The organism is Agrococcus sp. SCSIO52902, from assembly GCF_022983135.1.
Classification (GTDB): Bacteria; Actinomycetota; Actinomycetes; order Actinomycetales; family Microbacteriaceae; genus Agrococcus; species Agrococcus sediminis.
In genome coordinates this window covers 1328337-1340523 of record NZ_CP095269.1, presented here as the reverse complement: position 1 = coordinate 1340523, position 12187 = coordinate 1328337, and the positions used below count along the sequence as shown (strand labels likewise).

The 12187-nt window shown below is 73.1% G+C and carries 14 protein-coding genes; all 14 read right to left on the bottom strand.

Going from position 1 to position 12187, the window contains the following annotated elements; translation table 11 throughout:
• Window positions 1-38: 38 nt before the first annotated feature.
• The 14 genes from MU522_RS06595 to MU522_RS06530 all read right to left on the bottom strand — a co-directional run bounded on the left by MU522_RS06595 (window position 39) and on the right by MU522_RS06530 (window position 12168).
• Window positions 39-269: a hypothetical protein gene (locus tag MU522_RS06595; RefSeq protein WP_246993473.1), complete on the bottom strand. Its 231-nt coding sequence runs from the start codon at window positions 267-269 to the stop codon at window positions 39-41.
• Window positions 262-693 (bottom strand): DUF1801 domain-containing protein, encoded by a 432-nt coding sequence (locus tag MU522_RS06590; protein WP_246993360.1) that lies wholly within the window; start codon window positions 691-693, stop codon window positions 262-264. Before MU522_RS06590 ends, MU522_RS06595 begins: the two co-directional genes overlap by 8 nt.
• Before the next feature lie 9 nt (window positions 694-702).
• The gene (locus MU522_RS06585; RefSeq protein WP_246993358.1) at window positions 703-1491 is read right to left on the bottom strand and encodes a hypothetical protein; all 789 of its coding nucleotides are present in this window, start codon (window positions 1489-1491) and stop codon (window positions 703-705) included.
• 85 nt (window positions 1492-1576) lie between these two features.
• On the bottom strand, window positions 1577-2770 hold the full coding sequence (gene tuf, locus MU522_RS06580) for an elongation factor Tu (RefSeq protein WP_146355695.1): 1194 nt from the start codon (window positions 2768-2770) through the stop codon (window positions 1577-1579).
• Between the two features lie 149 nt (window positions 2771-2919).
• Window positions 2920-5034, bottom strand: coding sequence for an elongation factor G (fusA, locus tag MU522_RS06575; protein WP_128189941.1), 2115 nt, complete (start codon window positions 5032-5034; stop codon window positions 2920-2922).
• A gap of 88 nt (window positions 5035-5122) precedes the next feature.
• A complete protein-coding gene (gene rpsG, locus MU522_RS06570) occupies window positions 5123-5593 on the bottom strand; it encodes a 30S ribosomal protein S7 (protein WP_128189940.1) in 471 nt (156 codons plus the stop codon).
• Window positions 5593-5967, bottom strand: a complete 375-nt coding sequence (gene rpsL, locus MU522_RS06565; protein ID WP_021010916.1) for a 30S ribosomal protein S12 — start codon at window positions 5965-5967, stop codon at window positions 5593-5595. Before rpsL ends, rpsG begins: the two co-directional genes overlap by 1 nt.
• A gap of 235 nt (window positions 5968-6202) precedes the next feature.
• The gene (locus MU522_RS06560) at window positions 6203-6850 is read right to left on the bottom strand and encodes a hypothetical protein (RefSeq protein ID WP_246993356.1); all 648 of its coding nucleotides are present in this window, start codon (window positions 6848-6850) and stop codon (window positions 6203-6205) included.
• Window positions 6847-8526 carry a hypothetical protein gene (locus tag MU522_RS06555; protein WP_246993354.1) on the bottom strand — a complete coding sequence of 560 codons (1680 nt, stop codon included), beginning with the start codon at window positions 8524-8526 and terminating at the stop codon, window positions 6847-6849. The genes MU522_RS06560 and MU522_RS06555 overlap by 4 nt, the downstream gene beginning before the upstream one ends.
• Complete coding sequence (locus tag MU522_RS06550; RefSeq protein ID WP_146355701.1) at window positions 8523-8798, bottom strand: hypothetical protein; 276 nt, start codon at window positions 8796-8798, stop codon at window positions 8523-8525. Before MU522_RS06550 ends, MU522_RS06555 begins: the two co-directional genes overlap by 4 nt.
• A gap of 71 nt (window positions 8799-8869) precedes the next feature.
• Window positions 8870-9493: a hypothetical protein gene (locus tag MU522_RS06545; RefSeq protein WP_246993352.1), complete on the bottom strand. Its 624-nt coding sequence runs from the start codon at window positions 9491-9493 to the stop codon at window positions 8870-8872.
• Window positions 9490-10290: a hypothetical protein gene (locus MU522_RS06540; protein ID WP_246993350.1), complete on the bottom strand. Its 801-nt coding sequence runs from the start codon at window positions 10288-10290 to the stop codon at window positions 9490-9492. The genes MU522_RS06545 and MU522_RS06540 overlap by 4 nt, the downstream gene beginning before the upstream one ends.
• Window positions 10287-10907: a hypothetical protein gene (locus tag MU522_RS06535; protein WP_246993348.1), complete on the bottom strand. Its 621-nt coding sequence runs from the start codon at window positions 10905-10907 to the stop codon at window positions 10287-10289. Before MU522_RS06535 ends, MU522_RS06540 begins: the two co-directional genes overlap by 4 nt.
• A gap of 40 nt (window positions 10908-10947) precedes the next feature.
• Window positions 10948-12168, bottom strand: a complete 1221-nt coding sequence (locus MU522_RS06530) for a hypothetical protein (protein ID WP_246993346.1) — start codon at window positions 12166-12168, stop codon at window positions 10948-10950.
• Window positions 12169-12187: the final 19 nt, after the last annotated feature.

Sequence of the window (12187 nt, the reverse complement as noted above, 5' to 3'; positions counted from 1 at the left end):
GAGCACCGGAGCCTGGGAGCGGCATCGACGCGGGCGCGTCAGCGCGCGAGCAGCCACCAGATGCCGGCGACCGCCTGGGCGATCGCGAGCACGAGCGCGACCGCGACGAGCGTCACGTGCACGGTGAGGAACCGCGTCGGCCGGCCCTGCGCATCCCTCGCCCGCTCGTCGCGCGCGACGCGGCGCAGGAAGGCCGGCCACACGACGACGCTGAAGGCGGCGCCGACGAGCAGCAGCACGGCGCCGGTGAGCCCGGCCGCCTCAGCCATCGGCGCGCCCGTCGTCGTCACGGCTCCAGGCGATGCGGATGAGCCGGCGCAGCACGCCCTCGTCGACGAGCTCGAGGCGCTTGACGTAGACGCAGCCCGCGCCCTCGGTGTACGCGCCGAGCTCGGGCAGGAGCGCCGCGCCCTCGGGCAGGTCCTTGAGCCCGTAGAGCGACAGCGCGCCCTTCCGCGGCGAGAAGGCGACCTTCGGCCACTCGCCCTCCGTCCGTGAGGTGCGCGACGGCGAGACGTAGCGGTAGCTGCCGTAGCCCACCATCGACGGCCCCCAGAGCACGGGCTCGGCGCCGGTCTCCTCGCGCATGATGCGGTCGAGCCGGTGCCCCTCCTCGGCGCGACGGGCGGGCTGCGCGGCATCGAGGAACGCCTCCACGGAGGCGTCGGTCGGCTGCGTCTTCGGCTCTGCCATGCGCCCAGGCTACGCGCGCGGGGAGCGCTCGAGCCCGCGAGCGGCAGCGAGCCGGCGGCGCACCGCGGCCGACAGCGCGGCCGGCCACCACGGCGACGCCCCCGCGACGCGCTCGGCGAGCGCGGCGAGGTCGCCGGCGGCCCGCGCGTCGGAGCGGGCGAGGATCGCGTCGAGCTCGGCTGCGAGCGCGGGATGCGTCTGCTCGGCCCGCCGCCACGGGTCCTGCGCGTCGGCCACCGGCGACGCCGCGGGCTCGAGCAGGCGCGCCAGCACCAGCACGCCGCCAGCCGCCTCGAGCAGGTGCCGGCGCGCCACGAGCCGCTCGCCGCGGGCGGCGCGGCCGCCGCCGACGAGCAGCGACCGCAGCAGCGCCGTCGCCACGGTGCCCGGATCGCGGGCGGGCGGCGCGAGGGTCGGGCGGATGCGCTCCGGCAGGTCGCCGAGTCGGTCGACGGCGACGCGGTGCGCGTCCGAGCGGCTCTCGGCCAGCTCCTCCGGCGTGAACACCGCGTACTCCAGCAGATGCCCGTCCTCGGTCACGACCCAGGCGCCGTGCTCGGTGTCGCGCTCGTGCAGCACGATCCGCGCTGGTGGCACGGGCAGCCAGTCGGTGCTCGCGCGCAGGCGCGGGGCGGCATCCGCCTCGGCGATCACGAAGAAGTCGTGGTCGCTCCAGTCGTCGGCGCGGTGCGCCGTGCCTGCGGTGCTCCCGAGGAGCACGAGCCCGAGCACGCCGTCGGCCCGCTCGGCCCAGTCGGCGAGGGCCGCGGTCAGTGCGTCGTGGTCGGCCTGCTGCATGCTCGCATCGTAGGCGTCGCCGCGCGCCCGCGGATACGCGGAAGGGCCCCGCCGGAGCGGGGCCCTTCGCTGTGGTCCGAGTGGACTACTTGACGATCTTCGTGACCGTGCCGGCGCCGACCGTGCGGCCACCCTCGCGGATGGCGAAGCCGAGGCCCTCCTCCATGGCGATCGGCTGGATCAGCTCGACCGTCATGTCGGTGGTGTCGCCGGGCATGACCATCTCGGTGCCCTCGGGCAGCGAGATGACGCCGGTGACGTCGGTGGTGCGGAAGTAGAACTGCGGGCGGTAGTTCGTGAAGAACGGGTTGTGGCGGCCGCCCTCGTCCTTGGACAGGATGTACGCCGTGCCCTCGAAGTTGGTGTGCGGCGTGACCGAGCCCGGCTTCACGACGACCTGGCCGCGCTCGACGTCCTCGCGCTTGGTGCCGCGGAGCAGCAGACCGCAGTTCTCGCCGGCCCATGCCTCGTCGAGCTGCTTGTGGAACATCTCGATGCCCGTGACCGTGGTCTTCTGCGTCGGGCGGATGCCGACGATCTCGACCTCGGAGTTGATCGCGAGCGTGCCGCGCTCGGCGCGACCCGTGACGACCGTGCCACGGCCGGTGATGGTGAAGACGTCCTCGATCGGCATGAGGAACGGCTTGTCGCGGTCGCGGACCGGGTCCGGGATGTTGTCGTCAGCGGCCTGCATGAGCTCGAGGATCGCGTCGACCCACTTCTCCTCGCCCTCGAGCGCCTTGAGCGCCGAGACGCGCACGACGGGGGCGTTGTCGCCGTCGAAGTCCTGGCTCGAGAGGAGCTCGCGGACCTCCAGCTCGACGAGCTCGAGGATCTCCTCGTCGTCGACCATGTCGGACTTGTTGAGCGCGACCATCAGGTACGGCACGCCGACCTGCTTGGCGAGCAGCACGTGCTCGCGCGTCTGCGCCATCGGGCCGTCGGTGGCGGCGACCACGAGGATCGCGCCGTCCATCTGGGCAGCACCCGTGATCATGTTCTTGATGTAGTCAGCGTGACCCGGCGCGTCGACGTGCGCGTAGTGGCGCTTCGGCGTCTCGTACTCGATGTGCGAGATGTTGATCGTGATGCCGCGCTGGCGCTCCTCGGGAGCGGAGTCGATCGAGGCGAAGTCGCGCTGCACGTTGGTCGCCGACGGGTACTTGTCTGCAAGGACCTTCGAGATGGCCGCCGACAGCGTCGTCTTGCCGTGGTCGACGTGACCGATCGTTCCGATGTTGACGTGCGGCTTGGTCCGCTCGAACTTGGCCTTAGCCACTGTGTCCTCCTAGGACTGTTCTCATGAGTGCACCGCCGCGTCCGCGGCAGGCGTTCGGGTGGTGTTGGAATATGGTACTTGGCTCGCCGGTCCACGCGAAACCGAGCGGGCCGGCGGTGGGCCGGGGCGGCTCGCGCCGCCCCGGCGGGTCACTCGCCCTTGCTCTTCTGGACGATCTCGTCCGCGACGGCCTTGGGGACCTCGGCGTAGGTCGAGAACTCCATCGAGTAGACGGCACGGCCCGAGGTCTTCGACCGGAGGTCGCCGACGTAGCCGAACATCTCCGACAGCGGCACGAGGGCCTTGACGACCTTCACGCCCTGGGCATCCTCCATCGACTGGATCTGCCCGCGGCGCGAGTTCAGGTCGCCGATGACGTCGCCCATGTACTCCTCCGGCGTGCGCACCTCGACCGCCATGAGCGGCTCGAGGAGCACCGGCTGAGCCTTGCGCGCTGCCTCCTTGTAGGCCATCGAGCCGGCGATCTTGAACGCCATCTCCGAGGAGTCGACGTCGTGCGCCGCGCCATCGAGCAGCGTCGCCTTGACGCCGACCGTCGGGAAGCCGGCGAGCACGCCGACCTGCATCGCGTCCTGCATGCCCGCGTCGACCGAGGGGATGTACTCACGGGGCACGCGACCGCCGGTGACGGCGTTCACGAACTCGTAGGTCTCCTCGCCGGCCAGGTCCATCGGCTCGAGCTTGATCTGCACCTTGGCGAACTGGCCGGAGCCACCCGTCTGCTTCTTGTGGGTGTAGTCGTACTTGTCGACGGTGCCCTTGATGGTCTCGCGGTACGCGACCTGGGGCTTGCCGACGTTGGCCTCGACCTTGAACTCGCGCTTCATGCGGTCGACGAGGATGTCGAGGTGCAGCTCGCCCATGCCCTTGATGACCGTCTGACCGGTCTCGGGGTTGTTCTCGGTGCGGAAGGTCGGGTCCTCCTCGGCCAGCTTCTGGATGGCGAGGGAGAGCTTCTCCTGGTCGGCCTTCGTCTTCGGCTCGATCGCGACCTCGATGACGGGCTCGGGGAACGTCATCGACTCGAGCACGACCTGGTTGGCCGGGTCGCAGAGCGTGTCGCCGGTCGTGGTGTCCTTGAGGCCGATCACCGCGTAGATGTGGCCCGCGGTCATCGAGTCGACCGGGATCTCCTTGTTGGCGTGCATCTGGAAGATCTTGCCGATGCGCTCCTTCTTGCCCTTGGTGGAGTTCGCCACCGCGGCGCCGGAGTCGACGTGGCCCGAGTAGACGCGCACGTAGGTCAGGCGGCCGAAGAACGGGTGCACGGCGACCTTGAACGCGAGTGCCGCGAACGGCTCGTCGCGGTCGGCGTGGCGCTCGATGATGACCTCTTCGTCGCGCACGTCGTGGCCGGGGATGGCCGGGACGTCGAGCGGCGTCGGCAGGTAGTCCACGACCGCGTCGAGCATCGGCTGCACGCCGCGGTTCTTGAACGCCGAGCCGCAGAGCACGGGGTAGATCTCCGAGGCGACCGTCATCTTGCGGATGGCTGCCTTGATCTCGGCGACCGTCAGCTCCTCGCCCTCGAAGTACTTCTCCATGAGCGCGTCGTCGGTCTCGGCGACCGTCTCGAGCAGCGCCTGGCGGTACTCCTGCGCCTTCTCGACGAGATCGGCGGGGATCTCCTCGATGGCGTACTCGGCGCCCATCTTCACGTCGCCCTTGGCGTCGCCGCGCCAGGTCTTCGCCTTCATCTCGACCAGGTCGACGATGCCCTCGAAGGCGCTCTCCGAGCCGATCGGCAGCTGGATGACCAGCGGGCGAGCGCCGAGGCGGTTGATGATGGTGTCGACCGTGAAGTAGAAGTCGGCGCCCATCTTGTCCATCTTGTTGACGAAGCAGATGCGCGGGACGTCGTACTTGTCGGCCTGGCGCCAGACGGTCTCGGACTGGGGCTCGACGCCCTCCTTGCCGTCGAAGACGGCGACCGCGCCGTCGAGCACGCGGAGCGAGCGCTCGACCTCGACCGTGAAGTCGACGTGGCCGGGGGTGTCGATGATGTTGATCTGGTTCTTGTCCCAGAAGCAGGTCACGGCGGCCGACGTGATCGTGATGCCGCGCTCCTGCTCCTGCTCCATCCAGTCGGTGGTCGAGGCGCCGTCGTGGGTCTCGCCGATCTTGTGGTTGACGCCCGTGTAGAACAGGATGCGCTCGGTCGTCGTGGTCTTGCCGGCATCGATGTGGGCCATGATGCCGATGTTGCGGACCTTGTTCAGGTCGGTGAGCACGTCCTGTGCCACAGGGTTCCTCCGATGAGTGGATGGAGCGGGAGTTGGGGGATGCCGCGGTGCGGGGACCCCGGCGGTGGGCCGGGATCCCCGCAGGCGATCACCAGCGGTAGTGCGCGAAGGCCTTGTTCGACTCGGCCATCTTGTGCGTGTCCTCGCGACGCTTCACCGCGGCGCCGAGGCCGTTGGACGCGTCGAGGATCTCGTTCTGCAGGCGCTCGGTCATCGTCTTCTCGCGACGAGCCTTGGCGTACGAGACGAGCCAGCGCAGCGCGAGCGTGTTCGCGCGGTGCGGCTTGACCTCGACGGGGACCTGGTAGGTCGAGCCGCCGACGCGGCGCGACTTGACCTCGAGGGTCGGGCGGATGTTGTCGAGCGCCTTCTTGAGCACTGCGACCGCGTCCTGGCCCGACTTGGTGCCGACGCCGGCGAGCGCGCCGTAGACGATGCGCTCGGCGAGGCCCTTCTTGCCGTCGAGGAGGATCTTGTTGACGAGCTGCGAGACGATCGGTGCGCCGTAGACGGGATCGGCAACGACCGGGCGCTTGGGGGCGGGACCCTTGCGAGGCATTACTTCTTCTCCATCTTCGCGCCGTAGCGGCTGCGAGCCTGCTTGCGGTTCTTCACTGCCTGGGTGTCGAGCGCGCCGCGCACGATCTTGTAGCGCACGCCGGGGAGGTCCTTCACACGACCGCCGCGGACGAGCACCATCGAGTGCTCCTGGAGGTTGTGGCCCTCACCGGGGATGTAGGCGGTGACCTCGGTGCCGTTCGAGAGCTTCACGCGGGCGACCTTGCGGAGCGCCGAGTTCGGCTTCTTGGGGGTGGTCGTGTAGACGCGGGTGCAGACGCCGCGCTGCTGGGGGTTCGCCTTCAGCGCCGGCGCCTTGGTCTTCGAGACCTTCGGCGACCGACCCTTGCGGACCAGCTGCTGGATAGTGGGCACGTTGCTTCTTCCTGCTGCACGGTGACAGCGTTTCGATGTGGTTCGCCGGCTGGGCCGGCTCCATCGGTGATCCTCCGTGCACGCTCTCGCGTGCCCTCTTCAGGTGGTGGATATGCCGTGGGGGCTGGCGGGTTCGGACCCGCTGCCCACGTGCGGCCCGTGCGCTTCTCGCGCATGGCGCAAGGCGCGCATGTGCGCACACCCGATCAAGGATAGGGCCACGCCGCCTGCACGGTCAAGCGCGCGGGCGGGCCGCGCGGCGCAGCTCGTCGGCGAGCGCGAGCGGCCGCTCGAAGCGCGCCGCGAGGGCGATCGCGTCGCAGAGCGCCAGCAGCAGCTGCGGCGGGGCGACGAGCGGCACGTCGAGGTGCAGCAGCGCCGCGCGGCGATCGCCCGGCACGGTGATCCAGCAGTCGACCGAGAGCGCCGGGAGCTCCCCCGCGCCGCCCGCCTCGCGCACCGTCGGGCGGCGCAGGATGCGCGAGGCCCCGGAGCGCAGCACGCGGTCGTCGTCGCCCGGGCGCGCGGTGCCGCCCTCGCCCTCGTGCGCGGCGCGCAGCACGAGCGGCACGAGGGCGGCCAGCACGTCGTCGGGCCCGGTGCTCGCCGCGGTCGGCACGGCGATGCCGGGGTAGACGGATGCTGCCGCCGGCATGGGCACGTCGGCCTCGAGCGCGATGCCGAGGTGCAGCTGCTCGGCGCCGCCCGCCTCGGTGCGCTCGAGCGCCGCCCCGAGCCTGCGCCGCAGCGCGATGCGGACACCCGCGCGGTCGTCGGCGCCGCCGTGCAGCTCCTCGGCGAGGGCGCGGATGCGGGCCGGCGCGTCGGGCCGGCCCAGGGGCATCGCGAACCACCGGCCCGGCAGCGCGAGCACGAGGCTCATGGCCGCCCCCGCACGAAGATCGACGAGTGGGGCTGCTCGAGCCCGACGAAGTAGCGCTCGAGGTCGTGGAGCGCCATCCAGGTCGCCGCGCGCGAGCCCGCGAGGTCGCCCTGCTCCTGCATCGTGGCCTGGTACGACCGCCCGTCGTGCGGCACGGGCCCGGCGAGCCCGGGCGGAGGCACCCGCACCGTGGTGCGGTGCGCGTCGGCGGCGAGGCTCGGCAGCCTCGGGTCCTCGGCGAGCGGCACCGGGTCGACCGTGCCGTCGCGGCGCCCGTGCTCGAACGCGAGCACGGGGATGTGGCCGCCGATCGCCGTCGCGTCGATGCCGGCACCCGCCACGACGACCGCGTCGACGTCGTACGCGGCGGTGAAGGCGGGATCGGCCGCGAGGCGCGCGGCCGTGAGCCCGCCGAGGCTCCACCCCGACAGCAGCACGCTCGCCCCCTGCGGCACGCCCGCCTGGCGCATCGCCTCGACCACGGCGCGCTCGAGCTGCGTGGGCCCGTCGCCGAGCGTCGCCGCCACGCCGGCGTGCACGTCGTTGATGGAGGACGAGCCCGGCTTCCACATCTGCGTGCTGGGGATGTGCACGCGCCACACCGTCGCCGCCCCGTCGGTCACCGCGGTCACGGTGACCATCGTCGAGGCGGCCGGGTCGGTGCCCGTCGGCCCGCCGGCGTGCGCGTCGACGCCGCGGTTGCCGGCCTGCAGGCGGGCCAGGTGGTCGCCGAAGCCGCCCGGCTCCCCCGTGCGCGCCGGCTGCGCACCGGTCCACACGAGCTGCGGCACGCCCGCATCGCCGGCGACGAGCCAGTCGGCGAGCCACGGCAGCGTGCCGTGCAGCCAGCCGATCGTGCCGCCGACGAGCGCCGCCTCGAGCGAGCCGGTGGCGACGAGCGTGCGCACGAAGGCCTCGTACCCGCCGCCGGCGACCCACGAGCCGAGGACGAGCAGCGCGAGCCCGCCGATGAGCAGGCCGACGAGCCCCGTCGCCATCACGGCGATCGCGAGCGCGGCCGCGACGACGACCGCGACGGCGGCGAGCACGATCGCGCCGAGCCACCGGATCGCCTCGACGAGCGCGTCGGCCACCGCCTCGAGCAGGTCGCCGACGGCGCCGCGCACGTCGTCCCACAGCGAGTCGCGCAGCGACGAGCCCGCGACCTCCGCGCGGATGCGGGCCGCCGCATCCGCCGCCGCCCGCTCCTTGCGCTCGCGCGCCAGGGCCCACGCGTCGGCGGCGGCCTCCCGCGCCGCGGCGTGCTGCTCGACGACGCGCTGCTGCTCGGCGACGAGGGCGGCGGATGCGTCGGCACCGGCGGCCTGGACGGCCAGCCGGTCGCGCTCGGCCGCGGCCGCCGTCGCGGCGGCGTCGGCCGCCCGCCACCGCGCATCCGCCTCGTCGGCCTCGTCCTGCGCGACCCGCAGCTGCTCGGCGTAGTCGACGAGCGCCTCGCCCGCGACGGCGTAGCGCGAGGTCGCGCGCCCGAGCTGCTCGGCCACCTCGCCCGCCGCCTCCCGCACGCGGTCGAACGCCTGCGCCCGGGTGGCCTCCTCGTCGCGGATCGCGTCGAGGTGCGCGATCGCCTGCTCGATCGCGGCGGCGGTGCGGCGGTAGGCGTCGCCGTGGCCCTCGACGACCGGCCACCGCCCCTCGAGCTGCCCGAGGCTCATCCGTCGGCCGCCAGCCGCCGGTCGGCGTGCCGGAAGGCGTCGGCGATCCCGTCGACCGTCGCCGCGAGGCGCTCCGCGGCCTCCTGGAAGCGCTCGCGCGTGTCGTCCCACGTGTCGGCGAAGTCGAGCACCCGCGCGGCGAGCAGCTCGTGGCCGACCGCCTCGGCGACGGCCCCGCTCGTGCGATCGGAGGCGCCCAGCTGCCGGGCCACGTGCTCGAGGTGCGAGACCGCGCCGTCGAGCTCCGCGTAGGAGATGCGGATGTCGGTCATGGAGCCCCCTCGCCTGCGACGCTAGGGAGCGCGGCGCCGGGCGGGAATGGGGACGACTCCCCATGGCGCGCCTACGGGCGGGGGCGCACCCAGCGCAGCGTCGACGCGCACGCGTCGAACAGCACCCGCATGCCGTCGACGAGCGGGTCGTCTGCCTCGACGTCGAGCGGGCGGGCGAGCGTCACCGTCAGCTGCAGCGCCGCGCGGCGGTGCGTGCCCGGCATGGGCGTGAGGTAGACCACGGTGAGCACCCGCATCGACTCGTCGCCCATCGACTCGAGCCGGTCGCGCTCGAAGCGCACGATGCGGCGGTCGTCGTCGAGCGCGGTCGCGCCGTACTCGCGGATCGCGTGGCGCACGACGTCGTCGAGCGACACGTCGGGCTGGGCCCGGCGCACCGAGGCGAGGATGGATGCGGGCATCCAGAGCGTGTCGTCGCCCGGCTCGGTGGGGGTGAAGAACGCGCGCACGTCGCCGCGCCGCATGCTCTCGAACGACTCGCGCAGCATCGACTGCGCCTGCGCGAGCAGGTCCGGCCGGTGGGCCTGCATCGCCCGCGCGCGCACGCTCGCCGTCATCGCCTCCTGCTCGGCGCGGTCCGGCCGGTGGCGCGCCCAGCCCGGCGGCAGCTCGAGCTCGAAGTCGGGCTCGGGCGGCGCGCCGAGCGCGGCCCGAAGGTCGGTGTCCTGGCTCATCGGCGTCCCCTCGCCTCGGTGTCGATGCGGTGCAGCGTGCCGAGCGCGGCGCGCTGCGCCCGCTCCCCTGTCTCGGCCGGGATGCGCCCGCGCTCGACGAGCAGCGCGATGGCGCCGTCGCGGTCGGCGCGGATGCGGTCGAGCTCGCTCGCGGGGATCGTCGCGAGGGCGGCGCGGAGGCGATCGCCGTCGTGCGCGCGCTCGGCCGCCTCGCGCTCCGCCGCGCCCGCGTCGACCCGCGAGCCGGCGACGAGCACGAGCACGCCGAGCGCGAGCCCGAGGACGCCGGCGATGAGCACAGGCACGCGCCACGGGCCCGCGTCGGCGACGGTCTGCAGCGCCCCGGCGCTGGTCATCGTCCACGCGGTGAGGCCCGCGAGGACCGCGGTGCCGAAGCCGAGCAGCAGCAGCGTGCCGTGGCGCTCGCGGCGGCCGCGCAGCCACCAGCCGGCGGCCACCGCCTGCACGACGGCGGCGATCGCGAAGCAGGCGCCGGCGATCGGCACCGAGATGCTCGCGTCCATGCGGTGGAGGCCGAGCGGGTCGCCGAGGATGGCGGCGAGGCCGATGAGCGGCGCGATGAGCGCGAGCAGCGCGGGCAGCATGAGCCACAGGCCCGCCATCCCGCTGCCCTTCGCGGCGGCGACGCGGGCGAGCCCGGCGCCGTCGTCGCCCATGTGGGCGAGGGCCTCGGGGTGCCGCTGCAGGGCGTACGCCTCGAGGATGCCGAGGCGCGGCTCGGCGGCGGCGGAGAGGTCGTCGGCCCAGGCGAGGGCGCTCTCGTGGCGCAGGCTCACGCGGCGCCCTCCTCGAGCGGCCAGCCGGCCTCGTCGGCGACGAACGCCGGGTGCGGCGAGCCGCGGAACGCCGATCCGTCGGGCCGGTGCACCTCGATGCCGTCGACGAGGTCGCGCAGCCCCGGCATGCACAGCGCCAGCACCTCGGCGAGCGTCGGCTCGACCGACACGACGACGGTCGCAGCGCCGTCGTCGAACGCGTAGAGCACGAAGCCCGCGGCGGCGCCCGGCTGCACGTCGTCGATCGAGGCGGTCGCACTCACCTGCACGCCGTCGCCGAGCGCCGCGCTCCCGAAGGGCTGCACGGCGGCGCCGGACTCGCGCCAGTCGGGGATCGCGGCGCTGTCGACGACGCGGGCGCGCACGACGGCGAACACGGGCAGCGCGCCCGGCCACACCTGCCACGCGAGCAGGTCGTCGGGGTCGCGCCGCGACAGGCCGGCCTCGAGCAGCATGGGCACCGCGCGGTCGAGCTCGGGCGTCCACCGCTCGCCGAACGCGCGCCGCAGCCCCTCGGAGCGCTCGGCAACCCAGCCGGCGTCGTCGCCGCCGGGCCCCGGCATGCCGAGCCAGCCGGGAGCGGCCGTGCTCGCAGAGATCCGCCACATGTCCGTCACCGCTCGCACCCTCCGTCGCCGCCCGTCGCCGAGCCCTCGCTCACCAGAGGATGTCGAAGGCCGGGAACCGCTTCTTGATCGTCTCATGCCCGCTGAACATCGAGATCCAGCCGTCGTACTTGAGCGGCACGCCCATCAGGCCGTGCATGAGGTCGGATGCGGTGGCGAGCGCGGGGAGGATGCCGGTCGCACCGTCGCTCATCTTCTCGTAGGCGGCGATGTCGCGCCCGGTCAGCAGCCGCGCCATGACGTCGCCGATGCCGTTGGGGTTGTTGCCGGTGACGAACTGGCGCAGGCCCCCGAGCACGCCGCTCGCGCCGCGGCCGTGGAACAGGTAGGCGAAGCCGAGCTCGCGCGCCTGCGAGCCGGCCGCGCTCCATGCCGTCTTGCCGAAGGCGCCGCCGAACATGTCGTCGGCGAAGCTGAACTTGCCGCCGGCGATCTTGCCGAGCTTGCCGAACGGCAGGACGCCGACGATCGCGAGCCCGAGCTGCATCCAGCCGGCGTCGCCGCGCATCTTCTGGTAGATCGTGAGCGCGAGCGCGATCACGCCGATCACGGCGCCGATGAGGGCCAGGATCGGCCCGCCGACGATGATCGCGAGCACGCCCACGACGAGGCCGGCCCAGGCCAGCGCCTTCTGGAGCCCGGCGACGAACCCGTCGACGTCGTCCCAGAAGCCGTCCTTCACCTTGCCCTCGAGCACCTCGCCGATGTCCTTCGCGGCGGTGTCGAACGCGTCCTCCCACGTGTCGTAGTCGGCGTCCCAGCGACCGGCCTCCGCCTCCCACGCCTCGTAGGCGGCGAGCTTCGCGGCGTCCTCCTCGGCCTGCTGCTGCGCCTCGGGGCTGTCGGCCTCCGGCTCGAACCAGCCGCCCGTGCCGCGCGGCTCCACGGAGCCGGGCAGCGACTGGAACGTCGCCCAGAGCGCGGCGCACTCGTCGACGTGCACGGTGATCTTGGGCTGCACGTCGGCGAGCGCCTCCCCGTAGGCGATGAGCACGGGCCCCGTGGGCTCGTAGAGCTCGCCGGCCTCGCGCAGCAGGCCGTAGGTGTCGCCCACCACCTCGCGCAGCTTCTCGACGGCGAGGCCTCGCTGGCCGTCGGCGCCGTCCTTCACCTGCTCGAGCGTGTCGGCGCTCGCGATCATCGACTGGCCGAGCTGCTCGATGCGCTCGCCGCGCTCGACGATGCTGCCGGCGTCGCCCTCGACGTACTCGATCCAGCGGCCCTTGGGCGACTGCGGTCCTGCGTACACCATCTCGGTCTCCTCCGTCGGA

What these genes read in the sequence shown, in the direction of transcription:
- MU522_RS06595 (WP_246993473.1), bottom strand. Translation starts at nt 269, where the DNA reads ATGGCTGAGGCGGCCGGGCTCACCGGCGCCGTGCTGCTGCTCGTCGGC.
- MU522_RS06590 (WP_246993360.1), bottom strand. Translation starts at nt 693, where the DNA reads ATGGCAGAGCCGAAGACGCAGCCGACCGACGCCTCCGTGGAGGCGTTC.
- MU522_RS06585 (WP_246993358.1), bottom strand. Translation starts at nt 1,491, where the DNA reads ATGCAGCAGGCCGACCACGACGCACTGACCGCGGCCCTCGCCGACTGG.
- rpsG (WP_128189940.1), bottom strand. Translation starts at nt 5,593, where the DNA reads ATGCCTCGCAAGGGTCCCGCCCCCAAGCGCCCGGTCGTTGCCGATCCC.
- MU522_RS06560 (WP_246993356.1), bottom strand. Translation starts at nt 6,850, where the DNA reads ATGAGCCTCGTGCTCGCGCTGCCGGGCCGGTGGTTCGCGATGCCCCTG.
- MU522_RS06555 (WP_246993354.1), bottom strand. Translation starts at nt 8,526, where the DNA reads ATGAGCCTCGGGCAGCTCGAGGGGCGGTGGCCGGTCGTCGAGGGCCAC.
- MU522_RS06550 (WP_146355701.1), bottom strand. Translation starts at nt 8,798, where the DNA reads ATGACCGACATCCGCATCTCCTACGCGGAGCTCGACGGCGCGGTCTCG.
- MU522_RS06545 (WP_246993352.1), bottom strand. Translation starts at nt 9,493, where the DNA reads ATGAGCCAGGACACCGACCTTCGGGCCGCGCTCGGCGCGCCGCCCGAG.
- MU522_RS06530 (WP_246993346.1), bottom strand. Translation starts at nt 12,168, where the DNA reads ATGGTGTACGCAGGACCGCAGTCGCCCAAGGGCCGCTGGATCGAGTAC.